This is a genomic window from Natronococcus amylolyticus DSM 10524 (assembly GCF_000337675.1).
GTDB classification, from domain to species: Archaea; Halobacteriota; Halobacteria; order Halobacteriales; family Natrialbaceae; genus Natronococcus; species Natronococcus amylolyticus.
Map to the genome: position 1 here is coordinate 88523 of NZ_AOIB01000026.1, position 25395 is coordinate 113917.

The window sequence follows — 25395 nt, forward strand, 5'->3', positions numbered from 1 at the left end:
CTTTCACCATAGCGAATCACCAAAAGGGTCGAATGTGGACTCAATAGCAAGTCTGCCTCGAGGGGATTCCGGGTGAATGACGAAATTCTGGCTCTATTCAGTCAATCTGGATAGTGAGGTTAGGAATTCGCTCTCCCCAATTTGAACTCGCCGAGACAGTCCGGGATGCTCGCTTCGCTGCGCTTCCGGGCTGTGACTCGTCTGCTCAAATCGGGTCGGTTGGACGTTTGACTGCTCACGTTGTTCGCAGTAAAAGTCCGCCCTCCCCGATTTGAACGGGGGGCAAGTCGATCTACAGTCGACTGCTCTACCAGTCTGAGCTAAGGGCGGGCGCATCTCAACGTAGTTCCCGAGGGAGACATAAGGGTTATCATTCGAGGCGGGTTCGGTTCTCGCTGACCAGATAATTGATATAGGTGGGATGACAAGGATCGCTCGAGAGAGGATGAGCAAGATCACGTTCCGCGCGGACGATGACCTCGTCGCCCGCCTCGAGGAACTCGAGGCCTCCAAGAGCGAGGTCATGCGCGAGGCCCTGCGGGCCTACCTCGAGGGATCGTCGGACTCGCCTGACCGAACAGGCGAGACGGCGATCGACGACCTCGTCCGCGAGCGCGTCGACGACCTCCTCACGGAGCGACTCGCCGAGCTCCGGGCCCAGCGTCCGTCGGAGCGTGGACAGGACGTCAACGTGACGATCTCGCTCGAGGACGGGACGCGTAACGCCACTGACGCCCGCGTGTCGGCGGTGTCGGACACCGATTCCGACGCCGACCGCGGCTCCGAACCCAACTGTGCACAGTGTGGTGAGACGGTCAGTCCCGACCACGTCTACTGCCCGAACTGCGGCGAGAAAACCGCCCGACGGCTGTTCTGTGACTGCGGGGACGAACTTCGCTCGGACTGGGCGTTCTGTCCGGGCTGTGGCCGCCGGACACCGGCTGCCGACGTTCTCGACTCCACATAAGGACTCGTGTAATACACAGAACCTCGTGTCGGACGAAAGCTTTAATATCTTCGACAGTCTCGCATTTAGTCGCGTAAGACGGTTGTCTTACACCAGCCGGCGAACGCCGGAAACCGCCCGATGTCGGGCGGATTGGGTGTAAGACACCGTGCGTCTGACAGGGGCGCACACCGTCTTACCCCCAACGGGGAATACAACAATGGAGCGTGTGACACTGCGAATCCCGAAACAGCAGATCGAGGAGGTCGAACAGTTAGTCGACTCGGGCGAGTTCCCGAATCGGAGCGAGGCGATCCGCTCGGCCGTCCGTGAGATGGTCAACGAACAGTCCGACGGTCGGACCGAACAGACCGGCAAACGCAACTGGGCCAAGGTGTAACGATGCAGGATATCGTCCAAGATGCACTCGAGAACGCCGAGGAGGAGGCCCGGGAGATGGAAGCCGAGATGGACGGCGACGAGTTCGGGGAGCCCCGAATCGTCATCGTCGGCGCCGGCGGTGCCGGCAACAACACCATCAATCGGCTGTACAACATCGGCGTCGACGGCGCCGACACGGTCGCGATCAACACGGACAAACAGCACCTGAAGATGATTGAGGCCGACACGAAGATCCTGGTCGGCAAGTCGCTGACCAACGGGCTCGGCGCCGGCGGCGATCCGTCGATGGGCGAGCGCGCCACCGAGATGGCCCAGAGCACCGTCAAGGAAGTGCTCGGCGACGCGGACCTCGTGTTCGTTACGGCCGGCATGGGCGGTGGGACCGGCACCGGTGCCGCCCCCGTCGTCGCGAAGATCGCCAAGGAGCAGGGCGCGATCGTCGTCGGCATGGTCTCGACACCGTTCAACGTCGAGCGTGCCCGCACGGTAAAAGCCGAGGAGGGCCTCGAGAAGCTGCGTAACGAGGCCGACTCGATCATCGTGCTCGACAACAACCGCCTGCTCGACTACGTCCCGAACCTCCCGATCGGCAAGGCGTTCTCGGTGATGGACCAGATCATCGCCGAGACCGTCAAGGGAATCTCGGAGACCATCACCCAGCCGTCGCTGATCAACCTGGACTACGCGGACATGTCCACGATCATGAATCAAGGCGGCGTCGCCGTAATGTTGGTTGGCGAGACCCAGGACAAGAACAAGACCGACGAGGTCGTCAAGGACGCGATGAACCACCCGCTGCTGGACGTCGACTACCGCGGCGCGAGCGGCGGACTCGTCCACATCACCGGCGGCCCCGACCTCACGCTGAAAGAGGCCGAGGGCATCGCCGACAACATCACCGAGCGCCTCGAGGCCTCGGCGAACGTGATCTGGGGCGCCCGGATCCAGGAGAACTACAAGGGCAAGGTGCGGGTCATGGCGATCATGACCGGCGTCCAGAGCGCCCAGGTGCTCGGCCCGTCGACCCAGAAGCAGGCCGACCGCTCCCGCGCCAGCATCGAGGGCGCCGGCGACGGCGACTTCGACGCGAGCAACAACGTCAAACACGGTGCGAAGAGCGACGGCGGCCGGAACGAACTCGAGCGCCAGAACGGCGTCGACGTCATCCGGTAGTCGGGCACACCCCTGACACACCACCAGCGGATCCCGCTGACGACGCGCGACCGGACCGACACCGACACACCACGGTTCGGTCGCGTTTGCGATCGACACACCACGCGACGGCCGTCTGACACACCACGGCTCGGCCGTCGCCACGATTGACACGACGCGACCCCGCACCGGCAACCGACACACCACACCAGCCGGTCGCCGGGTATCGCTTCTCGAAGGAGTACTTGTCTCGAGTGACGACGCCGGATTCGAGCGACTCGTCGCTCGAGGGGGCGTTTACTGGTGTAACTCGTGGCGCGAACGATGTCGCGTCTTACGAACTCAGGCCAGCGACTCGAGCAGTCCGCACTTCCGACAGACCTCCCGCGTCGTCGTCGAGCCGCACTCGGCACACTCCCTGAGGTCGGGACCGCCGTCGTCGTCCTCGGCCTCGCCTGCGCGGTCGTCGGCGACGATGCCGGCCAGCTCCTCGTACCCCGAGAGGATCGAGTGGCGGGTTCCGGGGTGGTTCTCCTCGAGATCGTACAGGAGCTGCTGGATCTCGCCGCGGTAGGCCTCGCTGGCGTGGGGACACTCCGTGATGTGAGCGGGGAGGTCCTCGACGTGGGCGTACAGCGCGACCTCCTTTTCTGGAACGTCCCGCAGCGGTTTCGCCCGCGGGACGAACTCCTCCTGCTCGCCGCGCTCCGAGACCGGCCCCAGGCTCGCGTCGAAGTGCTTGGCCATCTGGGCGACGTCGCCCTCGAGGAAGTTCATCAGCGCAGTCTGGGCCTCGTCGTCGAGATTGTGGCCCGTCAGCAGGAGGTCGGCCTCGAGTTCCTCGGCGTACGTCGAGAGCAGATCCCGCCGGAAGACTCCACAGTAGGCACAGGCCGCCATGTTCTCGGGGTCGTCCTCGACGACGTCGTCCATTCGGATTCCGAACTCCTCCTCGTAGCTGACGACCTCGTGGCGAATCTCGAGTTCGTCGGCGAGGTCGACGCAGGCCTCGAGGCTCTTGTCACGGTAGCCCTCGATCCCCTCGTGGATCGTCAGTCCGACGAGTTCGATGCGTGGATCCTCGGCGAACGTGTCGTGGAGGATCTGCGTGAGCACGACGCTGTCCTTCCCGCCCGAGAGTCCGATCACCCAGGTTAGCGGATCGTCGGGTGTCACGTCGTGTGGAACGAGGTCGTCCCGGCGCACCCGTCGGCGCACTCGCTTCTCGACCGACTCCCGGAAGTGGTGTTCGCAGAGGTGTGCCCCCGAGTAGGCGGCGTGCATGATCGCCTCCCCCTCACACCGGTTACAATCCATCGGCGGCAGTTACCAGCGAGCGCGTATGTCGGTTTCGGCTTTTCGGCTCGTTCAGGCAGGGACCGTCTCGCGCGCCTCGACCGCGTCGGCGCCCTCCTCGAGCGCCTCGAGCAAGAGCTCGACGTAGCGCTCCCGTCCCGGCGAGGAGAACAGCTCGTGGCCGCCGTTGTACAGGACGACGTGCTCGGCGGGCACCCGGTGGCCGATCGGCCGAAGGCTGATAACGGGGTCGGTGAGCGAGCAGAAGACGACGGCGTCGTGATCGATCGTCAGCAGGTTCTCCTGGGCGTGGCGCGTCTCGCGGACGAACGTGGGCGAAACCCACCGCGGGATCGTCGCGAGCTGATGGTCGGTCGCCTCCTGTCCGAGGGCCTCCCGGTCGAACTCGCCCGCGGGGAGACAGGGGAACGTCGACGGAACCCTGGAAGCCCCCCCGAGCAGCGGCTCGGAGTAGCGCTCGCCGTACCCCCAGAACGGGCTCAGGTAGACGTGGTTGTCCGCGCCGTCTAACGCCTGGCCGATGAGCGCGCCCGCGCTGTGACCGAGCAGCTGGTACTCCTCGAGATCGAGGACGTACTCGGCGATCGGCTCGAGCCAGTCGGCTTTGAAGTCGTCGATGTTCGTCGGGAGCTCGAAGGCGTGGACCCGGTAGCCGGCCTCGGTCAGCTTCCCGATGAGCCAGCTGACGTTCTCGTGGGTCCAGCGGTTCCCCCAGCCCATGACGAAGACGAGCTCCTCCTCGCCGTCCTCGTTGAAGACGCGGTGTCGCATACGGATCCGTTCGTCGGACACCGATAAAAATCTGCGCTCTTGACACGACCTGCCGACTCCGCCCGTCGGGGCGGCGACCGAGCGCCGCCTCGAGGAGCCACCGCTTCTCGGTCAGTGACAACTCCCGGACACCGAGAGAGCGTTTGCTAACGACTTTCGTTCCCCGTCCTCGAGAGATCGTATGCTCGATGCGCTTCGCTCGCGACTCTATCGCCTCGGATTCAACCTGTTTCCGGCCTACCGTCGAACGGGCGGCCGAGTCACGTACATCGCCCCCGACTGGCGGGAGGTTCGGGTGAAACTGCCGCTCTCCTGGCGCACGAAGAACTACGTCGGAACGACGTTCGGAGGCAGCATGTACGCCGCGGTCGACCCGTTTTACATGATGATGCTCCTCAAGAATCTCGGCGACGAGTACGTCGTCTGGGACAAGGAGGCCGAGATTCGCTTCAAGAAGCCGGGTCGGGAGACGCTGTACGCGCGGTGTACGATCACCGACGAGGAGATCGCGGCGATCGAGGCCGAGCTGGCGACCGAGGGAACGGAGTCGGTCGACCGCCACTACACCGTCGACCTCGTCGACAGCGAGGGGACGGTCCACGCGACGGTTCGTAATACGGTGTACGTGACGACCGATCGGGAGAAGAAGGCCTGACTCGTGACGGGTCCACGGTCGCCGATTCGAGCCGGGACTGAGAAACCGTTTTGCGACTTCGGACCCGACGTCGACGCAATGAGCGAGTTTCCCCGCGAGGAGGCGGTCGATCGACTCGAGGCGCTGGTCGAAACCGTCGAACGCGAGCGCACGCCCGTTCCGGTCCGCGAGATCTGGGCGTTCGGCGACATCGCGCTCGGGCTCGATCCCGTCGAGCGACTCGACGTCTACCTGACGAAGGACGTGTTGATGCGCGACGACAGCTCGTCAGCTGCGGTCGGCGAGGAGCACGGCATCGAGGGCGTCGGACAGTCGGTTCGAGCCGACTGGGCGGCCGAGTACCCCGAGTACCTGCGCGCGAACGCCAACGGCCACGCCGCTCCCGAGAAGTGTCTGGCCGCCCAGCTACTCGGCGAGAACGAACCGATCCACCTCGAGGTCTGTAACGCCGGGTTCGAGGACAACGTCACCCAGCGACTGCGCGGCGCGACGCTCCGGGAGGATTACACCCAGCTGCTGGATCCCCGCGGCGTCTGTCTCTGGGTCGACGGTACCCGGAGCGACGAGGCGTTCCGCAAGCTTCGGGAGAGCGATCTCGCCCTGCCGACGCTGTCGGCCGCCCTCGAGATGCTCGGCATGGAGGAGGAAGAAGCCGGTGAGGCCGCCCGGGAGGTCCACGCCTGGCGCGAGCAACAGGAGGGCGTGACGGTGCGGGGCGACGTCGTCTGAACGCCGTCATACGAACTATTTTGTCGTCTCCATCGGAGATGTCGGTATGAACACGTCGTCGTTGACGACGGGCCTCGACACCGCCCGTCTCGCGGTGTTTGCGAACGTCGCGCTCGTGCTCACGGGATCGGTGCTGGCGCTCGTGAACGTCCTCGATCTCTGGACCGGGATCGTCGTGGTCTGTGCCGGGTTGATCGGAGTCTACGTCTCGCTACTCGGCCGAAGCGAGGAGTCGGACTGACGAGGGTCAGCGATCGAGCGGTCGAAGCTATCGCTGTGAACCTTCCGTTGGACGTGTGATTTCGAACCTGTTATTTGCACGAGCAACTCTGCTGGGGAGGACGTGAGAATCCGTTAGCTTCTGTCAGTATTACCGCGAAAGCCCCTGCCGTTCTCGGGCGTTCTGCCTCGCTGCGCGCGCTCCTTACAGCCGCGTGCTTACGTCGTCGGAACGCCCGAGAACGCCAGCCCCCTTTCAGTCCCACCCCGTGGTGGTTGGTTGGCGCTGCAGACGTATCACCGGCTGTTCCCTTCGCTTACCCACGTAACAACCAGCCACTCACCGAACCGACACACACCGCCGTTCCACTGCCGACTACTGCGCCTCGGCTACTCGCCCAACCGTCACGAAGAACGGAATCGCTTCACGCCGACGATACGTCCGCTCTTCCATCTGCTCGATCACGTCCCGGCCCATCGACCGCCACTCGCTGCGGAGGGCGTCGTACTCCTCGTTCGTCAGGTCGCCCTCGAGCATCGTCTCCCGGTCGTCGGCCAGCCCCGCACCCGTTGCCTTCCGCTGGGCGATCGTCAACGCCGCCTCGCCGTAGGGGGGCTCGATCGTCCGCTCGTGGTCGTACTGGCGGGTCTCGAGCACCTCGAGCCCTGCCTCCGTAAACGCCTCGCGGGCATCGGCTCCGAGCGTGACGTCAGTTCCGACCCCCTCGAGGTAGGCCCGTCGGGCCTGGTCCTCGAGTCGCTCCTCGCTCGCGACGCTCGAGTCGACCGCGACGGCGCCGTTGTCGGGTTCGACGGCCGCGACGAGATCGCTCGAGACGCGGGCGAACTCCCGGATCGCCGCCTCGGGATCGGGCAGGTTGATCAGGAGCGCCTGACAGACGACGAGGTCGAAGCTGTCGTCGGCGAAGGGGAGCCGAAGGGCGTCGCCAGCGACGACCGGAACGTGCTCGCCAGCGAACTCGAGTAAGTCCGTGTCGGCGTCACAACCCACCACCTCGCCGGGACACTCGGCGGCGAGCACGCGGCTCAGCTCGCCGGTACCACAGCCGACGTCGAGCACGCGCTCGCGGGAGTCGAGGGCGAGGGGCTCAAGCGCCTGCCGGGAGTCGTCCCACATCCCCTCGCGGGTCCGCTCGAGGTAGGCTTCGGAGAACTCGCGCACGGCTTCTCGTAGTGCCAGCGGGAGTAAAAACGGGTCGGTTCCGAGCGTCGTCGAATCGGGCGTTTACGTGTCCTCGCGGAGCTCCTTCGTCTTCTCGATGTTCCAGGCGAAGCCCTTGCCGTCCTCGGTGGGCGTCTCGAGGGCAAACGGCAGCTCCCGCAGATCGGGGTGGTTGACGATGGCGCGGATGCCGTCCTCGCCGATGTACCCCTCGCCGATGAGGGCGTGTTCGTCCTTGTGGGTGCCGACATCGTGTTTCGAGTCGTTGAGGTGGATGTACTCGAGGTGCTCGAGGCCGACCTCGTCGTCGAACCGGGAGACGGTTTCGTCGACGGCCTCGGGCGTGGTGAGGTCGTTGCCCGCGACGAGCGTATGGGCGGTGTCGATGCAGATGCCGATCTCCTCGTCCGTGCGGTCGATGATCCCTGCGAGGTGGGCGAACTCACCACCCAGCTTGGTGCCGCTGCCGGCGTCGGACTCGATGAGGATCTGCACGCCGTCGGGGACGTCGAGTTCGTCGACCAGACTCGCCGCGTTGTCGAGGCCGCCCTCGACGCCGGCACCCGTATGCGCGCCCAGATGGACGTTTACGTACGGAATGCCCAGCGTCTCGGCGGCGTCGAGTTCGGCCTGCATGCTCTCTTTGGACTTCTCGCGGAGGTCGTCTTTCGGCGTACAGAGGTTGACCAGGTACGAGGAGTGGATCACCCACGGCCCCTCGAGCAGATCGTCGCTCTCCTCGCGAAAGCCCGCGGCGGCCTCGTCGCTGATCTCGGGCTGGGCCCAGACCTGTGGCGACGTGGTAAAGACCTGTCCACAGTTGCCACCGAAGGCGACCTGGCGGTGAACCGCGTTACGGATGTCGCCGTAGGGCGGTGTTTCGTCGTCGGAGGAGACGCGCGAGCCGGAGATCGAGACGTGTGCGCCGACCTTCATGGCTGGCAGTCAGTACCGGTTCGTGATAGGGGTAACGGACGACGCTACGCGCTTCGGCGCTCGCGCCTCGGCGAGCGAAGCACCTCGAGTCGGGTCTCGAGGAACGGAACCGTCCTACTGCCCGCTGGCCTCGAGGACCTCCCGATCGCGAACCCAGGCGTCCACGCCGTACTTCCGGTCGGCGAGATCGCGGGCCGCCTCGAGTTCGTCCTCGTGCCACTCGCCGTCCGTCGCTCCGCACCACTCCCGCAGGGAGTCGGCGACGGTTTCGACGGCAGTCTCGCGGTCGAGGCTCGTCTGCTCGCGGATGCTCGTCACTCGGTTGACGAACGTCTCCGCAGTCACGTCGCTGTCGAAGACGTCGACGTGGTGGTTTGGCTCGAGGTCGTACGACAGCGAGCCGTGCTGGATCACGACGTCTCGCTGTCGGTACTGGGCGTTACCGCTGAGTTTCTTCGCGTCCTCGCCCGAACTCGCGGGTGCGACCACGTCGTGGGCCGGATTGATATCCCGTAGATAGCAGGAGGGGTAGTAGATCGACGCCTGTTCGGCGCCCGCGAAGTCGGCGTCGATCCCCATGCGGTCGAACGCCTCGAGAATCGGTTCGCAGAACAGCGCGTAACAGTCCATCAGATCTCCCGGTACCTCCTCGGCGGGCGCGACGATCGTGTAGGAGATGTCGGCGTAGCGGTCGTGGTAGATCCCGCCGCCGCCGGTCTGCCTGCGGGTGACGTCGATCCCCGCCCGTTCGCAGTATTCCCAGTCGACCGAGTCGGGATCCTGCCGGTAGCCAAGCGAGAGCGTGCTCGGCTCCCAGGAGTAGACGCGAACCGTCCGGAGGTCGTCCTCGAGCGCGGTTCGGCCGGCGATCTCCTCGAGGGCCATCTGTGTCGCTCCCTCGCGGGGCTCGTCGGCGATGAGCCGCCAGTCGCGGTCGGCAAGCGTGGTCATGTCGTGTGGATCGACCGCGCGGGTGAAAGCGGTTGCGACGGACGGCGGTGAAGGTCGGTCGCTCGCGTGCCGTCCTATGAACTCGTCTGAACATCCGTGACCGCGTCGGAGAGGTTGTCGTCGTGCTCAGCGAGGTACTCCCAGTCGGGAAAGGCGATGCTTTCGGCCTCCTCGGTCGTCGTCGGCAGATCTTCCTCGAGCCCCTCGGCGTACTCGATGTCCTCGCTGCTGAACGCCAGCGGCGCGTGTTCGGACCACTCCGACTGGACCTCGGCGTCGAGCAGGAAGTTGAGGAACTCCTCGGCCTCGTCCCGGTGATTCGTGCCCTCGACGACACACCAGTTGTTGAACCAGCCGGTGGTCTCCTCGGGCATCGTGTAGGTTATCCCGTCGTAATCGTCGATGTCGTACGCGACCGAGGCGTAGTACCACTGGGCGACGTCGATGACGTCGTTCTCGAAGTCCTGCCAGACGTCTTCGCCCGAACTGGCCCACCCCTCGACGTTCCAGGACTCGAACTCCGCGAGCACGTCGTCGTGGAGTTCCTCGTTGTGCATCTCCTCGGCACCCTCGGCGTCGTCCATCCCGATCGCGGCGGCGTAGAGGGGGTACCACCAGAACCCGGTGTCGACGCCGACGCCGTCGCTGTCCCGGGCGGCCGAGGAGAACTCGCTCCAGCTCTCGGGTTCGACATCGGCGTCCTCGCGGTGGAGAACGGCACACGGCGAGCCGTCGACCGGTACTCCGTACTCGGTCTCGCGCATCTCCCGGTAGAACTCCATCACGCCGTCGAGGTTCGGGACGTTCTCTTCACGAATCGGCTCGAAGAGGTCGTCTTGGCGACCGTAGTAGTAGAAGTTTCCCTCGGCAACCGTAACGTCGAACGGCGGCTCGTCCTCTGGGGCGTTCCGGATGTCCGTGAGGATGTCGTCCCAGCCACGCTGAATTTCGAGGTCGGTGTCGTGTTCGTCCTCGTAGCGAGGGACGACGGACTCCTCGAACCGATCGGCGTAGTGACCGCTCCAGACGCTTACGCGCAGGGAGTCGGTTCCGTCGGCCAGCTCCGCACAGCCGGCGAGTGCGGTGGCCGAGCCGGCGACTGCAGCCGTCAGGAAACGGCGTCTCGAGGTCACTCCCTCGTTCGATGGAACCGATGAAACGCGTTCCGATTCGGCATCAGTGGACTCCACATCCCGTTTGGGGTATGCGGCCATGGCTGGGAAGGTTGCATCGATGCACACGGATAATAGCTCGGCCGGAACGAGGGCCGATCCTCGTCGAACCGGGCGAGGAGTTCTGCACAGATCCGCCATACGGGTTTTGTATCGCACTATGTCGTATACGGGAGCGGGTAGTGTCGTCGGAACGCGTCACGACGTTTTTACGTACACGGCGGGTACGGCGACTATATGGTGCGGAACGTCGCCGAGTTACTGCCGGAGCTCGAGGAAGAGGACTTCTATCTCCTCTCGGGCGTGGAGCAGGGTATGCGCTTCTCGGAGTGGGTCCAGCGGGAGAAGATCCCGAAGTTCGCCAATCTGACCGAGGAAGAGGTCGACTACCGCCTCGAGCGCTGTCTCAAACGTGGGCTCGTCGAGAAGAAGACGATCCAGTACGAGGGGTACACCCTCCAGTTCGAGGGGTACGACGCGCTCGCGCTGCGAGCGCTCGTCGAGCGAGAGACGATAAGCGAGTTCGGCTCGCCGCTGGGGGTCGGCAAGGAGAGCGACGTCTACGAGGTTCGCTCCTACAAACCCCTGGCCCTGAAGTACCATCGCGAGGGGTACACGAACTTCCGGGAGGTCCACAAGGAACGCGACTACACCTCCGACAAGGACCACGTCTCCTGGATGTACACCGCGCGCAAGGCGGCCGAGCGCGAACACGACATCCTCGAGGAGCTCTACCCGGACGTCGCCGTTCCCCGGCCGATCGATCAGAACCGCCACGCCATCGTCATGGAGAAGATGGACGGCGTCGAGCTCTCCCGGACGAGACTCGAGCCCGATCAGGTGCTCGGCGTGTTCGACCTGCTCGTCACCGAGATCGCGGGCGCGTACGAGGCGGGGTACGTTCACGCCGACATGAGCGAGTACAACGTCTTCGTCAACGAGGAGGGTGTGAAGGTGTTCGATTGGCCCCAGGCGGTTCCGACCGACCACGCCAACGCCGACGAGTTCTTACAGCGCGACCTCGAGAACGTGCTCGGTTACTTTCGGCGGAAGTATCCCCAGTACGTTCCCGACGACCTCGAGAGCGACGATCTGGCGGCCTCGATCGCCGACGGATCCTTCGAGTCGGTCCGCGAGTAGCGGTTCTTTCGTCCCGAGTGTGGTCGGCCTCGAGGAGCGGTCAGCGTCCGTCTCGCAGAAGTATAAACTTCATGTAGTTATACAAAACTACCACCGGTCCCGATTTCCGCCGGTTCCCTCCGACCAAGAGATAGTCACGGTACGGGGGCAATGAGAGGGTTATTCTGGCAGAAGCTCCTACTTCTCCTATGGTAGAGAATGACACTCAATTGATCGACGGCGTCGGTCGCTGGGGCGGCGGCTTCACCGGCGGTCTGGCCGGCGGTATCGCGATGGGAGTGCTCCTCCATCTCGGCGGGAACCAGATCGAACTGCTCGGCGGCCTCGCACCGATTCCGGCCGCGGACGTCGGCGCGGGCTGGACGATCCACCTGATACTCAGTGTGCTGTTCGGGCTGACGTTCGCGGCGATCGTCACGAGGCCGTCGATCCAGGACGTCGTCGGCAGCTTTCGGGAGTATCTCATCGCCGGAATCGTCTTCGGAACGGTGCTCGGCATCGTCGCCGGGGGACTGATCTTTCCGGCCGCGATGGCGCGGGCCGGGATCGGAGCCTTCCCGCTGCCGTTCTTGCCCGTCCCCGGAATGGCGGCGGAGTTGTTCGCAGCGCTCCTGTTTGCGGTCGGTCACCTCGTCTACGGACTGGTCCTCGGCGCGGTGTTCGCGGCCGTCAACGGGATCGCTCCCGAGGCGATCCGCGGCCGGGTCCCGGTTTCCGATCGGTAGCCGACTCGGCGTCACGGACCGTCGATCGCCCCGGTCCCCGTCTCGGTGCTCAGTCGTTGTCGTCCCGTTCTCTTATTATCGCTCGAGTTCGACCTCGGGAACGTCGCGTACCGGACGGCTGGCTCGAGAGGAGATCCGTTTCTTGGCCGTGGGCTCCGCCACGGTGGTGAAAGCGGACATCGACGCAGCTCCCGGTAACGCCGCGGCGGACTCACGATACTATGCGAATCACCGACTACGAACTGTTCGAGGTCCCGCCCCGCTGGCTATTCTTGAAGGTGACGACGAGCGACAGCACCGTCGGCTGGGGGGAACCGATCGTCGAGGGCCGGGCGAAAACGGTCAAGACGGCGGTCGAGGAACTGCTCGAGAACTACCTGCTCGGCGAGGATCCGAGCGCGATCGAGGACCACTGGCAGGCGATGTACCGTGGCGGCTTCTACCGGGGCGGACCGGTCCTCATGTCGGCCATCGCTGGCGTCGACCAGGCGCTGTGGGATATCAAGGGCAAGCGCTTCGACGCACCGGTGTACGAGTTACTCGGCGGGAAGGCCCGCGACCGCGTTCGCGTCTACCAGTGGATCGGCGGGGATCGCCCGCGGGACGTCGGTGGCGCGGCCCGCGAGAAGGTCGAGGCAGGGTTCAGCGCGCTGAAGATGAACGCAACGCCCGAAATTCGACCCGTCGATAACCCTCGTGCCGTCGAGGAGGCCGTCGACCGCATCGCTGCGGTCCGGGAAGCCGTCGGCAGCGAGGTCGACATCGGCGTCGACTTCCACGGTCGCGTTTCGAAACCGATGGTCCGTCGGCTGGCTCGAGCGCTCGAGCCGTACGACCCGATGTTCATCGAAGAGCCAGTTCTCCCCGAACACAACGACGCGCTCGCCGACATCCGGGCAGCGACGACGATCCCGATCGCGACCGGTGAGCGCATGTACTCCCGGTGGGACTTCAAGGAAATCTTCGAGTCGAACGCTGTAGACGTGATCCAGCCCGACCTCTCTCACGCGGGCGGGATCACCGAGGTCAAAAAGATCGCCGCGATGGCCGAGGCCTACGACGTCTCCGTGGCACCGCACTGCCCGCTCGGACCGATCGCACTCGCCTCCTGCATCCAGGTCGACGCCTGTTCGCCGAACGCGCTCATCCAGGAACAGAGCCTGGACATCCACTACAACGAGGGTGGCGACGTCCTCGACTACCTCGAGGACCCCTCGGTCTTCGAGTACCGGGACGGCTACGTTTCCCTTCCAGACGGCCCGGGACTGGGGATCGAAATCGACGAGGACGCCGTCCGCGAACGGGCCGGCGCCGTCGACTGGCACAATCCCGTCTGGCGCCACGACGACGGTAGCGTCGCCGAGTGGTAGCTGCCGAGTGCGTCCACCGGATCGCGTACCGCCGCCAGTACCGGTAGTTCATTACCGGGTCGGTGTGTGAACTACCTATGTCCAAAACCGCGATCAACCTCTACAGCGTTCGCGACCTCGAGGACTCGACGACCGACGTCCTCGAGCGCGTCGCTGGCGCGGGCTACGACGGCATCCAGTTCGCCGGGGAGTACTCGCCGCTACACGACGATCCCGACGAGATCGTCGAAACTCTCGAGACGTGCGGACTCGAGGTCGCGCCGCCCCACGTCGGGATCGAGACGCTCGAGGACGACCGGGACGCCGTCCGCGGGGCCTACGCACCGCTCGAGATCGAGGGCGTCGTCGTTCCGTGGCTCGACCCCGAGCAGTTCGAATCCGAGGAAGCGGTCGACAACACTGCCGAACGCCTCGACGCACTGGCCGACGAACTCGCGGCCGACGGCTGGACGCTGTCCTACCACAACCACGACCACGAGTACGTAGAGCTCGGCGAGGAGTCGGCGTTCGAGCGCTTCCTCGAGGCGAGTGACATCGGAATCGAACTCGACGTCGGCTGGGCGCTCGCGGCCGGCGACGACCCCGCCCAGCGCCTCCGGGAACTCGAGGGACGAGTCGGGACTGTCCACCTGAAAGACATGGACGTCAGTGGAGCGGAGCCGACGTTCGCCGAGCTCGGCGAGGGCGACGTCGACGTGCGGGCCTGTATCGACGCCGCCACGGACGCCGGCGCGGAGTGGCTCGTCTACGAGCACGACGACCCCGACGATCCCGCCGCGTCGCTCGAACACGGCGCGGCGTTTCTGGACGAACTGTAGCGGGATCGGAGAACGAAGAGCCGTGCGGTCGCCCGTCTACCCGTCGCTTCCGGGAGCGATCTCGATCTCGTCGAAGCTGGCCAGATCGCCCGCTTCGGCCCGTTCGACGGCGTCGAGCGCGTCGACGTAGCCGGCGCCGACCGATTCTGCGGTGTAGTCGTCGTGGACGTCCTCGATAGCCGTCGCCTCGAGCGTCGTCAGCACGTCCATCGGGTCGGGGTACTCGCCGTGGGACTCGTAGTAGGCGTCGACGGCCAGCGTCGCACAGCCCGCGGTGACGGGACAGGACATGCTCGTCCCCGACATGGGTCCGTAGTACAGCTCCTCGTCCGGCTCGGCGACGTTGAGCGGATCGGCGGGATTGAGCGTACTCACCACGTCGCCACCCTTCGCGGCGACGCCGTTACGGTAGATCCCCAGTGGGCCGTCGATCTCGTCCTCGTCGGCTCCCCCGTACAGCGTGGTGAGGTTCTCGTAGGCCGACTCGCGGTCGTAGTTGTCGTGGTCCCAGGAGCCGTCCTGGGGACGCCCGCGCGAGGAGAAGTCGGTTACAGTTTGATCGGCTTCGGTCGCCGCGACGCCGAGGACGTGGGGCGCTTTCGTATACTGGCTCAGCGTCCCCTTCTCGGGGCCGCTGTTACCCGCCGAGAACACCGGCAGGACTCCATCCTCGTGGGCCTCCCAGGTGGCGACGTTCATCGGGTCGTCGGGGACGAACGGTCGGTCGTCATCGACGGGGCCGTAGGAGTTCGAGACGACCTGAACGTCGTGGTCGCCCTCGCGCTGGCGCCGGAGCAGGTCGTCGTAGGCCGCGACGGTGTAGACGACCAACAGCCCGCCGGCGCCGCAGGCGTAGACCGTGAGGTCGGCGTCGGGGGCCATCCCGGCGTACTCGCCGTCGCTCTTCGAGCCGTCGCCGCCGACGCTGCCCGCGCAGTGGGTGCCGTGGCCGCTGTTGTCGCTGTCGACGAGGCCGACGTCCTGCCACCACAGCGGGTCGGTGACCTCGGGGACGCCGACGTACTGGTAGTTGGCCTGCAGGTTCGATTCGAGGTCGGGATGGGCGCCGTCGACGCCCGAGTCGACGACGACGGTGTGGGCGTTCTCGCCGGTGTAGGCGGTCTCGAGGCCATCGCCCGCCACCACTTGATCCGCTCCCGTATCAGTGCGGGCGTCGTCGTTGTGGTACTCGAGTTCGTAGTTCGAGGAGACGTACCGGACTTCCGCCCAGCCCGCGACCCGCTCGATCAGCGGACCGGTGAGTTCGGCGTAGGCCATCGGGAGGACGGCGAACCGGCCGACGAGGACGTCGAGATCGAGCAACCGGTCGGCGTCCTCGTTGGTTTCGAAGACGACGATCGTCTCCTGGCTCTCCTCGCTCTCGAGGTCGAGCGCGTCGTCGACGAGCGTGTCGCCGACGCTGGTAAGTCCGTCCACGATATCGCCGACCAACGCGCTCGCGCTACCCGTGAAGCCGATTCCGCCAGCGATCCCGGCGACGCCGGTTCCCGCGAGGAACCGTCGCCGCGTCGACTCGTCGGTCGTCGGTTGTGACTGTCGCGTCATGTGGTATCTACCCTCGCAATTTCTGTTATCCCTACTTCATTTTTTGCCTTTCAGTCGCTTGCTCTTATGAAGATAGTATAAAATACAACAAAAGTCTACGGATAAGCTGGCTCAGATCGTTGGGTTCCGGTCCGACTACTCGCCGCCAGGTGCGATTGTGGCCTCGCCGAAGTCGGCGAGGTCGTCTGCCTCCGCCCGTTCGACCGCGGCGTAGACGTCGGCGAACCCGGCACCGACCGATTCCGCGGTGTAGTCGTCGTGGACGTCCTCGACGGCCGTCGCCTCGAGCGTCTTCAGCACGTCGATCGCGTCGGGGTACTCGCCGTGGGTCTCGTAGTAGGCGTCGACGACCAGCGTCGCACAGCCGGCGACGCCGGGACAGGCCATACTCGTCCCCGAGAGGCGGCCGTAGAAGATCTCCTCGTCGGTTTCGGTCGCCTGCAGCGCGTGGGTGGGGTTGAGCGTGCTCATCACGCTTCCGCCCTTCGCGGCGACGCCGTTGCGGTAGACTCCCAGCGGGCCGTCCGGGTCGTCGCCCGAGTAGAACGCCTGGTGGTTCTCGAAGGCCGTCTCGCGGTCGTAGTTGGTCACTCCATCGAAGTCGGGGGACCGTCCGCGCGAGGAGAAGTCGGTTACCGTCTGGTCGGCCTCGGTCGCCGCCACACCCAGGACGTGGGGGCCGCGGGTGTAGAAGTTAAGCGTGTTCGTCTCGGGGCCGTCGTTGCCGGCGGCGAACACGGGCAGGATGTCGGCCTCGAACGCGTGCCAGGTGGCGACGTTGCCCGGATCGTTCGGGTCGTAGTCCTCGTCCTCGGCCAGCCCGTACGAGTTCGACACGACCTGGATATCGGTCTCGCCCGACTGCTTGCGCTCGATCATGTGGTCATAGGCCGCGACGATCGTGACGAGCGTCAGCGAGAGGTTCGCCGAGTAGGAGGTCAGCGCCGTGTCGGGAGCGATCCCCTTGTACTCGCCGTCGCTCTCGGTGCCGTCGCCGCCGACGGTGCCACAACAGTGGGTCCCGTGCCCGTTGTCGTCGGTGTTCACGGGCCCGAGGTCCTCCCAGAGGACGTCCTGCTCGAGCGGATCGCCGACCCACTGCCAGTTCGCTTCGAGGTTCCCTTCGAGGTCGGGGTGGGCGCCATCGACGCCGGTGTCGATGACGGCCGTGTGAACGTTCTCGCCGGTGTAGGCCGTCTCGAGGTCCTCGCCGTCCTGGACGCGGTCGGCACCGGTCGTCTCCCGGCTGTCGTCGTTGAAGTACTCCAGGTCGCGGTTCGCGGAGACGTACCTGACCTCGTCCCAGTCGGCGACCGCGAGCAGCTGCTCGCCCGTGAGTTCGGTGTAGCCGACCGGGAGGACCGCGAAGGAGTGATACCCCAGAGCGAGGTCCAGTTCCGCGAGGCGGTCGACCTGGTCGTTCTCCTCGAAGACGACGAGGGTCTCCTGGAGGGCGTCGCTCGCGGTGTCGAGCGTCTCGTCGACGATCGTCTCGTCGGCCGCCGCGCTCCCGGCGAAGGGGAGCGTCGTCGCGAGACCGGCGGCGCCGACGCCGGCGACGAATCGTCTGCGGGTCGATGCACTGGCTGCGTCGGTTCGCGTCTCGGTGGTCGAGTTTGTGGTGTCTGTCATGGTCGTGTTCGGGTATCGGTTGGTCGTTTCTCGGTTCGATCGATCGTGTCGCCGACTCGCAACCGGGATCGTCCCGGCAGTTCGGTTACGTGTCCTCCGCGACGACGGTCACCTCTCGGTCGGTCCCCTCGAGGTCGATCCACTCCCGGTCGGTCAGCGTGGCGTCGTCGTCGGTATCGCGCGAGACGGCGATCGGACCGAACTCGTAGACGTCGCTGTCCAGGACGTCGTCGGGTGCCTCGGCGAAGTGGGTCAGCTCCTCGTAGGCGTCCTGGGGATCGTCGACGCCGAAGTAGACGTGGGTGCCGCCGTCCGTCGCCGGCGTCGTCGCCTCGACGTCGCCGTGGTCCTCGTCGACGTCCCAGTTCTCGGGCACCGTATCGCGGACGAGGACGGGCTCGTCCTCAGGCTCGAGGACCTCGACGTCGAGTTCGGTGCGGTTGGTCTGGCCGCCCGTGAAGACGGAGCCGGAGTCATCGCGCTCGCCTGTGGCCTCGAACTCGGGTTCGGGCTGGGCGACGGGAGCCGGATCCTGGTCGGCGTCGCCGATCGTCCGCTCGAGGTCGCCGTCGACGAACCGGCGCTGTTCCATCCCGAGGGCGTTGACGAACGCCGTGAGCCCGAAGTACGCGAGCACGTAGTTTTTGAGCCCGAACGGGTGGAGCTCCTCCTGGCTGGCCGGCGGCAGGAGGCCGCCGATCGCGTGGATGCCCTGCCACTCCTCGTCGTCGGTGAAGATCGAGCCCGCGCTCACCAGATCGTCGGTCGTGCCGGCGACCGCACCGCCCGACGCTTCGAACGCGTCCGCGTCGAGCAGCGTCATCGGGGCGTCGTCGGCGTAGGGGTAGCCCAGTGGCGCCACCTTCCAGGTCATCCGCTGGATCGGTCGGGTGTCGGTCAGCAGCGGGTGGTCCTCGTCTTTGTCCTCGAGGTGACTGACGCCGAACGTCTCGTCGGTGACGTCGTCGTCGCCGATCTCGGAGGCGGTCTCCATGTCGGCCAGCAGGTGGAGGCCGGTGTCGGTCACGACGAGGTTGCCGCCCGCGTCGACGAACTCGTCGACGTTTGCGACGTACCCCTCGGGGTCGTCGCCGCGGTCGTCGTGGACGATCACGAGGTGGTCGGCGTCGACGCCCGCTTCGGCGACCTCCTCGGGGGTGAGCGCCTCGGTCGCGACCAGTTCGTTGTCGGTATCGAAGTCCTCGAAGAAGGCGAGCGGCGTCACCTCGTACGCCTCCTGTTCGAACCCGAGCGCGTCGCGCGGATCGGGGTGGTCGTACTCGGACTGGAGGGTGCCGACGTTGACGTCCATCGCGACCGGGTTCTCGGCCATCAGGCTCGTGATCTCGAGGCTCCACTCGCCGGCGTCGGGCTCTCGAATCACGAACGGCTCGAAGTCGTGGTGGGCCTCGCCGCCGGTCTCGGAGGGGCGGTAGGCGCGGACTTCCTCGCCGTCGGGATCGAAGAGGACGACGTCGGCCAGGTCCTGCTCGGCGTGGGCGTGGACCGAGAGGGTGTGCAGCCCCTCCGCGACGTCGAAGGCGACGGTTCCGGTCTCCTCGGGGTCGACCTCGGCCTCGTACTGCTCGCTCGAGAGGTCGGTGGTGGTCTCCTCGTTATCTGGATCGTCCTGCAGGAACTCGAGGTCCTCGGAGCTGCGGGTGAGGGTATCGCTCGTGACGTAGGCAACCGTCTCGCCCTCGCCGTCGGCGGTCGCGACCTCGCTGTCGACGTCCCGCAGCGCGTACTCGGTCATCGTCCGCATCGATTCCATGTAGCCCTCGACCCACATCTCGGCCAGGGCGGGTTCGTACTTGTTCCCGCCGACCATGTGGCTGTACGCCATCTCGAAGGCCATCGTCGTCATGTCCAGGCCGCCCCGTTCCTCCGAGGCGCCCATGAAGCCGATCAGCCCGCCAGTGATGGTGTAGCCGATCGTGTCCCAGATCGTCGAGTAGTCGTAGGCGGTCTCGGGGAGTACCGGGAAGCCCATCGCATCGGTGTTGAAGTCGTCCGTCGCCGCCTCCTGTGCGTCGGCGAGCCCCTCCCATTCGTCGAGTTTCTCCTCGAGACTCTCCTCTAAGACCTGATTCATCTCGTAGAGATCGTGGAACTCGTCCTGGGTGTACTCGATCTGGTTGATCAGCCCCAGGATGAAATCGGAGTTCCACAGCATCGCGTGGAGGTCGGCGCCGTGGGTGAGGTTGTCGTACTGGCGGAAGTGCTCGACGGCCCCCATCGCGTCCGGCACCGTGTTGATGATGTCGTGAGGGTTGTCCTCGGCCCAGCGGCTCTCGTCGGGTTCACCAGGGTGGTGGGCCGGGTCGATCCACCCGATGCTGGGGTACTGGCGGTTGGTGTCGAACACCTGGGAGTTGCCCCGCTCGTACTGCGGCCAGGCGGGGAGGCGGGTGTCGTCCCGCCCCTCGCCGGCGACCTGCCAGCCGCTGTCGTACTGCGGATCGCGAGCCACCCAGCCGTCGGGGTTCACCGAGAGGATGATGAGCACGCACTCCTCGAGCAGCCGCTCGTACTCGGTCTCTCGGCCGGTCACGATGCGCTCGATGAAGCGGTAACAGGCCTCGGGACCGGCGCGCTCGAGGCCGTGTATCGAGGCCTCGAACACCACCTTCTGTCGGTCGGCGAACTCGTCGCTCTCGCGGAACTCCGCAACGGTGTCGTACCCTTCGGGCGGTTTCGTCAGTTCGGCGACGTGGAGGTCCTTCGGGTCGTGCCGGTCGGTGAAGTTGTTGGTGTGGCCGGGGCTCTGGTCGTAGGTGACGTCGTGAGGGTTGTCCGCGTCGGCGAGCGCGTAGAAGTTGAGCGTGTCCGCGTGCTCTGCCTCGAGGTGGTCCATCCCGTCGATCATCTGCTCGTAGTGGATGAAGTCGACGGAGCGATAGGGCGCCGGGAAGACGCCGAGCGGGTACTCACCCAGTCGCCAGAACGGGTTCGAGCCCGGCGTGTAGCTCAACTCTTCGGTGCTCGGGAGGTCGAGGGCCTCCTCGACCTGCGCCGTCGTCAGCTGCGCGTAGACGGCCGGCGGACTCTCGAGGACGAGGTCGTCGTTCGTCGCCGCCTCGAGGTCGAGGCCGAGGCCCAGCAGGTCATCGATCGCCGATTCGTCCTCGAGGCGAATCAGCGTCGCGACCGCGTAGTCGTCGGGTGTGTGGTTGACGACGTACTCGTACTCGTCGGTCATCGCCGAATCCACGAGGTCGGCGACGGCGTTGCCGGGCAGGGTCAGCGCCGCGCCGACGGCCGCGGCCAGCTTGCCGAACTGCCGGCGGTCGATGGAGACGCCGTCGAACGCGCCTGCGTCCGGGACCTCGTGGCCGTGACCGTGGCCGCGGTGGTCGTGTTGGTCGTCGGTTTCGCTTCCTCGGTCGGTGGATGGATCGTGCTTGCTCATAGTCTCTGGAGTTCGCGTCTGGTCGGTTGGTCGGTCGGTTCGGTGCCGTCGCTACTCTCCGCCGGCCAGTTCGATCTCGTCGAACGTCGCCAGGTCGCCGTCCTCGACCCGCTGTGCGGCCGCCAGCGCGTCGACGTAGCCCGCACCGGCGTTGGTCGTCGTGTAGTCGGCCGTCCCGTTCGCGTCCTCGAGTTCGTCGGTCGCCGCGAGATCCGCGGTCGCCTCGAGCGTCGAGATCACGTCGATCGGGTCGGGGACCTCGCCGTGGTGTTCGAGGTAGGCGTCGAGCGCGAGGGCGGCACAGCCGACGGCGACGGGACAGGCCATGCTCGTTCCACTCAACAGACCGTACCACAGCTCGTCGTCGTCCTCCAGCGCCCACAGCGGTTGGGCGGGATTCAGCGTGCTCATCACGTCGGCGCCCTTCGCGGCGACGCTCGGACGGTGGAGCCCGAGCGGGCCGTCGATCTCGTCCTCCGGAACGCCCGAGTAGAAGTCGGCGACGTTCTCGAAGGCCGTCTCGCGGTCGTGGTTGCCCTCGACGTCACCCCGCGAGGAGAAGTCGGTGACCGACTGATCCGCGTGGGTGGCGGCGACGTTCATCACGTACGGCGCCTGCTTGCGCTGGCCGAGCGTGTCGTTCTCGGGCCCGTCGTTGCCCGCCGAGAACGCGACGAGGACGTCGGCCTCGTAGGCGTACCAGGTGGCGACGTTCAGCGGATCCCAGGGATCGAACTCGCCGGGGCCGGCGCCGTAGGAGTTCGACGCGAGGTGGATCTCGTGTTCGCCGTCCTCTTGGAGCGCGAGCAGGTGGTCGTACGCCGACGTGGCCTTCAGCAGCGTGACCGACGCGTTCGTCGAGTACGACGTCAGCGTGACGTCGGGCGCCATCCCGCGGTACTCACCGTCGCTCTCGGATCCGTCGGCGCCGATGCTTCCGCTGCAGTGGGTGCCGTGGCCGACGTCGTCGCTGTTCGTGAGGCCGAGATCGACCCAGACGTCCTCGTCGCCGCTCTCGTCGAGCGGGTTCCCGACCCACTGCCAGTTCGCTTCGAGGTTCTCCTCGAGGTCCGGGTGGGCGCCATCAATACCCGTGTCGATAACGGCCGCGTGGACGTTCTCGCCGGTGTAGGGCGTCTCGAGGTCCTCACCCTCCTGGACGTCGCGGGCACGGGTGTCGGGTCTGGCGTCGTCGTGCTCCCAGTCAAGTTCGACGTTCGGCGAGACGCGCCGGACCTCGTCCCAGCCGGCGACGGTCTCGAGCTGATCGCCTGAGAGCAGGCTGTAGCCGATCGGGAGCGTCTCGTAGCCGTAGAACCCCTCCGCGAGGTCCAGCTCCGCGAGGCGATCGACGTCGTCGACGTCCTCGAAGACGACCAGCGTCTCCTGGAGGTCGTCGGTGTCGGTCTCGAGGCCCTCCGCGAGGGTCGCGGCAGCGCTCCCGCTGAGCGCGACCGCCCCGGCGCCGGCTGCGCCGACGAGCCGGAGGACCTGGCGTCGGTTCGATACTGTCGAGTGTTGGGTGGGTGGCATTCGGTTTCGTGATCGGTGGGATCGATTCACACGGCGCACTCGAGCGCCCGTGGTGTGGCGGTTCCGTCGGTTCGGGAAGAAGGGCGTTATCCGGTCGAACGCCCGGTCGGGACGATCAGGTTTCCTCGGCAACGACGGTAACCGTCCGGTCCGTACCGCTGATCGTGGTCCACTCGCGGTCGGTGAGCGTGCCGTCGTCGTCCGTGTCGGTGGTGACGGCGATCGGTCCGAACGTGTCCCGTCCGGAGTCCTCGATCTCGTCGGGCGCCTCGGCGAAGTGAGTCAGCTCCTCGTAGGCGTCCTGGGGGTCGTCGACGCCGAAGTAGACGTGGGTGCCGCCGCCGAAGGCGGGAGTCGTCGCCTCGACGTCGCCGTGGTCCTCGTCGACGTCCCAATCTTCGGGCACCGTATCCCGGACCATGACCTCCTCGCCGTCGGGGTGGCGGACCTCGACGTCGAGTTCGGTGCGGTTCGTCTGGCCGCCGGTGAACACGGAGGCGTCGTCCTCGCGCTCGCCCTCGACGAGCAGCCCCGCTTCGTCGAACGCGGTCTCGAGGTCGAGGTGGGCCCGGCAGTCGAAGCCGTTGACCAGTCCGGGGACGTTCACCAGCTTCGCGACGACGTAGAACACGCGCTCGCCGCCGTTGTTCTCGAGGTCGTCCGGGGAGACCGTCGTCGAGACCGCGGCGTCGCCCTCGATACCGGCGTCGCTGTCGACGATCGTCGGATCACCGGTCTGCTCGTCGGGGTTCTGGGCGTCGTAGAGGAAGAGATCGACGTGTGGGTCGCCCTTGGTCGCACTCTCGTTCCCGCCGCTGTAGTGGCTGAAGGCGACCTCGGCGTCGATCTCGCCAGGATCGCTCACGCGGACGTGTCCGGCGATCGCCCGTTCGTCCTCGGGGACGGCGAGGCCGACGGTTCCCGAGACGGCGTCGTCGGTGAGATCGCGGGTCGCGGCGTCGATTGCGGGGCCGACGTTCGCCCGGCCGTATCCCTCGAACTGGTCGCGGCCGCCGTGGGTGTACCGGGGCGCCTTCGCCCGGTGGTAGGGGGCCGCGGTCAGCGCCGTCTCGCTCGCGGTCGCCAGCAGGGTCTGTTTGAGCCGGAAGACGTCGTCCCGGTCGGCGCCGGCCGGCTCGTCGAGTGCGATCGCCTCGGGTGCGTCGAACTCCATCGCTTCCGCGACGACGCCGGCGATCCCCGCCAGGGAGGGCGCTGCCATCGAGGTCCCGGCCTTTCCGGTATAATCGCGGACACCGTCGCTCCCGTCGCCCTCGGTGTTCGCGCCGGCCAGCGGCGACTCCAGCGACGTGTCGAGGCTGACGTCCCCCAGGGCGTCGAGGACGGAGTCGGCGAGGTCGACCTCGTAGTCGGCGGGGCCGGTGATCGCGTCGTCGAAGGTGGTCTTCGGCTCGAGATCGCTCTCGTCTACCTCGTCGAGCTCGGAGACGGGCTCGAGTTCGGCGTCGGCGACGTCGTCTTCGGGTTCGGTCTCGGTGACGTCGTCTTCGGGCTCGCCCTGCAGTGCGGCGATGTCGGGGACGTTCAACGTCCCGCCGGGGGCGGTGACGTCGGGTTTCATGTAGGGCTCGTCGTGTTCGTCGATGCCAGCGATCCCCCCGGAGGAGTACGCCGAGATCCCGTCACGGGCGCCGGTCGCGACGACCGAGATCGCCTCGCGGACGACCGCTGGTGCGGCGTTTCCGGAAGCCGGCGTGGCGTCGTTGCCGGCCGCCGCGACCGAGAGGATCCCCGCGTCCGCCAGGTTTCCGATGGCCTCGGGGACGTCGTCGAGGCGTCCGCCGGCCGCGCCGAGCGGGACGCCGCCGACGTATCCCCAGGACATGTTCACCGCGCGGACGTTGAGCTCCTCGGCAAACTCCTCCGCGTAGTCACCCATCTCGACGGTCGGGTCGCCGAGTCCCGACAGCGAGACGATGCCAGCGTCGGGCGCGATGCCGGCGTGCATCGAGCGGTCGCCGTCTTCGGTCCGGTCGCCGACGGTGTCGGTCGGATCGACGAACGCGCCGACGGCCACGCGCTCGACGGTCCCCGACGAGACGAGTTCGCCCTCCTGGGCGCGGACGTGGACGGTGTAGGTCTCCTCGCCGTCGTCGTGGACCGTCGGCGTCTGGGCGACGACGTTTTCCTCGAGGCTCGTGCCCACGAGGTCGCTGGAGGTCGTGATCTCCTCGCCGTCGGGACCCTCGATCGCGATCTCGACGAGTTCGCCGTAGACGCTGGCGAAGACGCCGCTGTGGGCCTCGGCGTCGACCTCGTAGGAGAGGGTATCGCCGAGGACGAGCGTCGTCCGGGGTTCGTCCTCCTGGTATTGGCTCCCGTCGAACCCGCTTGCCCGCCCGGTGCCGGCCATGATCGAGGCGACGTGGGTCCCGTGGCCGTTGGAGTCCCGCGGCCGGGAGTACTCGCCGTAGCGATCGAAGTCGTTGTGCCAGGCGACGAGTTTCGTCGTGTTCGAGGTGGTGTTTCCACCGGTGTTAGCGAACGGATTGCCGTCGATCTCGAACCCGTCTTCCGTCGAGACCGTCGCCCCGCTCCAGGGACCGAGATCGGGGTGGCGCGAGTCGGTGCCGCTGTCTGTCAGTGCGAGCGTTCGGTCGGCTCGCCCGCGATACCCTCGGTTCCAGGCCTGTAGGGCCTCGCGTACCCGTACGTTCGCGAACGCCGTATCGACGTCCTCGCTGGCTCCGACGGTGGACACGCCGGCACCGGTTCCGAGCAGCCCGGCTCCGACGAGCGCACTGG

Annotated in this window: 21 protein-coding genes and 1 tRNA gene; 10 read left to right on the plus strand and 12 right to left on the minus strand. The window is 66.4% G+C overall.

Annotated elements, in window-relative coordinates; genetic code table 11:
* Window positions 1–256 precede the first annotated feature (256 nt).
* Window positions 257–330: transfer RNA gene (locus tag C491_RS12180), tRNA-Tyr, on the minus strand.
* Between the two features lie 115 nt (window positions 331–445).
* Here C491_RS12180 and C491_RS12185 point away from each other — a divergent pair.
* The 3 genes from C491_RS12185 (at window position 446) to ftsZ (ending at window position 2521) form a co-directional block, all read left to right on the plus strand.
* Window positions 446–967 (plus strand): double zinc ribbon domain-containing protein, encoded by a 522-nt coding sequence (locus C491_RS12185; protein ID WP_005556651.1) that lies wholly within the window; start codon window positions 446–448, stop codon window positions 965–967.
* Window positions 968–1166: 199 nt separating this feature from the next.
* Window positions 1167–1346 (plus strand): ribbon-helix-helix domain-containing protein, encoded by a 180-nt coding sequence (locus C491_RS12190; RefSeq protein WP_005556653.1) that lies wholly within the window; start codon window positions 1167–1169, stop codon window positions 1344–1346.
* Window positions 1347–1348: 2 nt separating this feature from the next.
* A complete protein-coding gene (ftsZ, locus tag C491_RS12195) occupies window positions 1349–2521 on the plus strand; it encodes a cell division protein FtsZ (RefSeq protein WP_005556654.1) in 1173 nt (390 codons plus the stop codon).
* Between the two features lie 321 nt (window positions 2522–2842).
* On the opposite strand, the gene ncsA is transcribed toward ftsZ, so the two are convergent.
* Together ncsA and C491_RS12205 are read right to left on the minus strand one after the other, a co-directional pair.
* Window positions 2843–3817 (minus strand): tRNA 2-thiolation protein NcsA, encoded by a 975-nt coding sequence (ncsA, locus tag C491_RS12200; RefSeq protein WP_005556656.1) that lies wholly within the window; start codon window positions 3815–3817, stop codon window positions 2843–2845.
* Between the two features lie 51 nt (window positions 3818–3868).
* A complete protein-coding gene (locus C491_RS12205; RefSeq protein ID WP_005556658.1) occupies window positions 3869–4588 on the minus strand; it encodes an alpha/beta hydrolase in 720 nt (239 codons plus the stop codon).
* A 181-nt stretch (window positions 4589–4769) separates the two neighbouring features.
* Here C491_RS12205 and C491_RS12210 point away from each other — a divergent pair, with 181 nt between their 5' ends.
* The 3 genes from C491_RS12210 to C491_RS12220 all read left to right on the plus strand — a co-directional run bounded on the left by C491_RS12210 (window position 4770) and on the right by C491_RS12220 (window position 6213).
* Window positions 4770–5243, plus strand: a complete 474-nt coding sequence (locus tag C491_RS12210) for a DUF4442 domain-containing protein (protein ID WP_005556661.1) — start codon at window positions 4770–4772, stop codon at window positions 5241–5243.
* Between the two features lie 78 nt (window positions 5244–5321).
* A complete protein-coding gene (locus tag C491_RS12215; RefSeq protein WP_005556662.1) occupies window positions 5322–5972 on the plus strand; it encodes a DUF7095 family protein in 651 nt (216 codons plus the stop codon).
* A 46-nt stretch (window positions 5973–6018) separates the two neighbouring features.
* Window positions 6019–6213 carry a hypothetical protein gene (locus C491_RS12220; protein WP_005556664.1) on the plus strand — a complete coding sequence of 65 codons (195 nt, stop codon included), beginning with the start codon at window positions 6019–6021 and terminating at the stop codon, window positions 6211–6213.
* A gap of 354 nt (window positions 6214–6567) precedes the next feature.
* Here the strand turns inward: C491_RS12220 and C491_RS12225 are convergent, their stop codons facing one another.
* From C491_RS12225 to C491_RS12240, 4 genes are all read right to left on the minus strand, one after another.
* Complete coding sequence (locus C491_RS12225) at window positions 6568–7374, minus strand: class I SAM-dependent methyltransferase (protein ID WP_005556666.1); 807 nt, start codon at window positions 7372–7374, stop codon at window positions 6568–6570.
* A gap of 63 nt (window positions 7375–7437) precedes the next feature.
* Window positions 7438–8310: a deoxyribonuclease IV gene (locus tag C491_RS12230; protein ID WP_005556668.1), complete on the minus strand. Its 873-nt coding sequence runs from the start codon at window positions 8308–8310 to the stop codon at window positions 7438–7440.
* Between the two features lie 114 nt (window positions 8311–8424).
* Window positions 8425–9261 carry a lipoate--protein ligase family protein gene (locus C491_RS12235; protein ID WP_005556670.1) on the minus strand — a complete coding sequence of 279 codons (837 nt, stop codon included), beginning with the start codon at window positions 9259–9261 and terminating at the stop codon, window positions 8425–8427.
* A gap of 74 nt (window positions 9262–9335) precedes the next feature.
* On the minus strand, window positions 9336–10475 hold the full coding sequence (locus C491_RS12240; protein ID WP_049891825.1) for an ABC transporter substrate-binding protein: 1140 nt from the start codon (window positions 10473–10475) through the stop codon (window positions 9336–9338).
* Window positions 10476–10670: 195 nt separating this feature from the next.
* Between C491_RS12240 and C491_RS12245 the strand changes: the two genes are divergently transcribed.
* The 4 genes from C491_RS12245 to C491_RS12260 all read left to right on the plus strand — a co-directional run bounded on the left by C491_RS12245 (window position 10671) and on the right by C491_RS12260 (window position 14486).
* A complete protein-coding gene (locus C491_RS12245; RefSeq protein ID WP_005556674.1) occupies window positions 10671–11573 on the plus strand; it encodes a serine/threonine-protein kinase RIO2 in 903 nt (300 codons plus the stop codon).
* A 188-nt stretch (window positions 11574–11761) separates the two neighbouring features.
* Window positions 11762–12298 (plus strand): hypothetical protein, encoded by a 537-nt coding sequence (locus C491_RS12250; RefSeq protein WP_049891826.1) that lies wholly within the window; start codon window positions 11762–11764, stop codon window positions 12296–12298.
* 221 nt (window positions 12299–12519) lie between these two features.
* Entirely contained in the window at window positions 12520–13668 is a 1149-nt protein-coding gene (gene dgoD, locus C491_RS12255) for a galactonate dehydratase (protein WP_005556678.1), read from the plus strand.
* Window positions 13669–13745: 77 nt separating this feature from the next.
* Entirely contained in the window at window positions 13746–14486 is a 741-nt protein-coding gene (locus tag C491_RS12260; RefSeq protein WP_005556680.1) for a sugar phosphate isomerase/epimerase family protein, read from the plus strand.
* Window positions 14487–14522: 36 nt separating this feature from the next.
* On the opposite strand, the gene C491_RS12265 is transcribed toward C491_RS12260, so the two are convergent.
* The 5 genes from C491_RS12265 to C491_RS12285 all read right to left on the minus strand — a co-directional run bounded on the left by C491_RS12265 (window position 14523) and on the right by C491_RS12285 (window position 25351).
* Window positions 14523–16052 (minus strand): S8 family peptidase, encoded by a 1530-nt coding sequence (locus tag C491_RS12265; protein WP_005556681.1) that lies wholly within the window; start codon window positions 16050–16052, stop codon window positions 14523–14525.
* A gap of 135 nt (window positions 16053–16187) precedes the next feature.
* On the minus strand, window positions 16188–17684 hold the full coding sequence (locus tag C491_RS12270) for a S8 family serine peptidase (RefSeq protein WP_005556683.1): 1497 nt from the start codon (window positions 17682–17684) through the stop codon (window positions 16188–16190).
* A gap of 85 nt (window positions 17685–17769) precedes the next feature.
* On the minus strand, window positions 17770–21096 hold the full coding sequence (locus C491_RS12275; protein ID WP_005556685.1) for a M14 family metallopeptidase: 3327 nt from the start codon (window positions 21094–21096) through the stop codon (window positions 17770–17772).
* A gap of 51 nt (window positions 21097–21147) precedes the next feature.
* Window positions 21148–22629 carry a S8 family peptidase gene (locus tag C491_RS12280; protein ID WP_005556687.1) on the minus strand — a complete coding sequence of 494 codons (1482 nt, stop codon included), beginning with the start codon at window positions 22627–22629 and terminating at the stop codon, window positions 21148–21150.
* Window positions 22630–22744: 115 nt separating this feature from the next.
* Window positions 22745–25351 (minus strand): S8 family serine peptidase, encoded by a 2607-nt coding sequence (locus tag C491_RS12285; RefSeq protein WP_160167152.1) that lies wholly within the window; start codon window positions 25349–25351, stop codon window positions 22745–22747.
* Window positions 25352–25395: the final 44 nt, after the last annotated feature.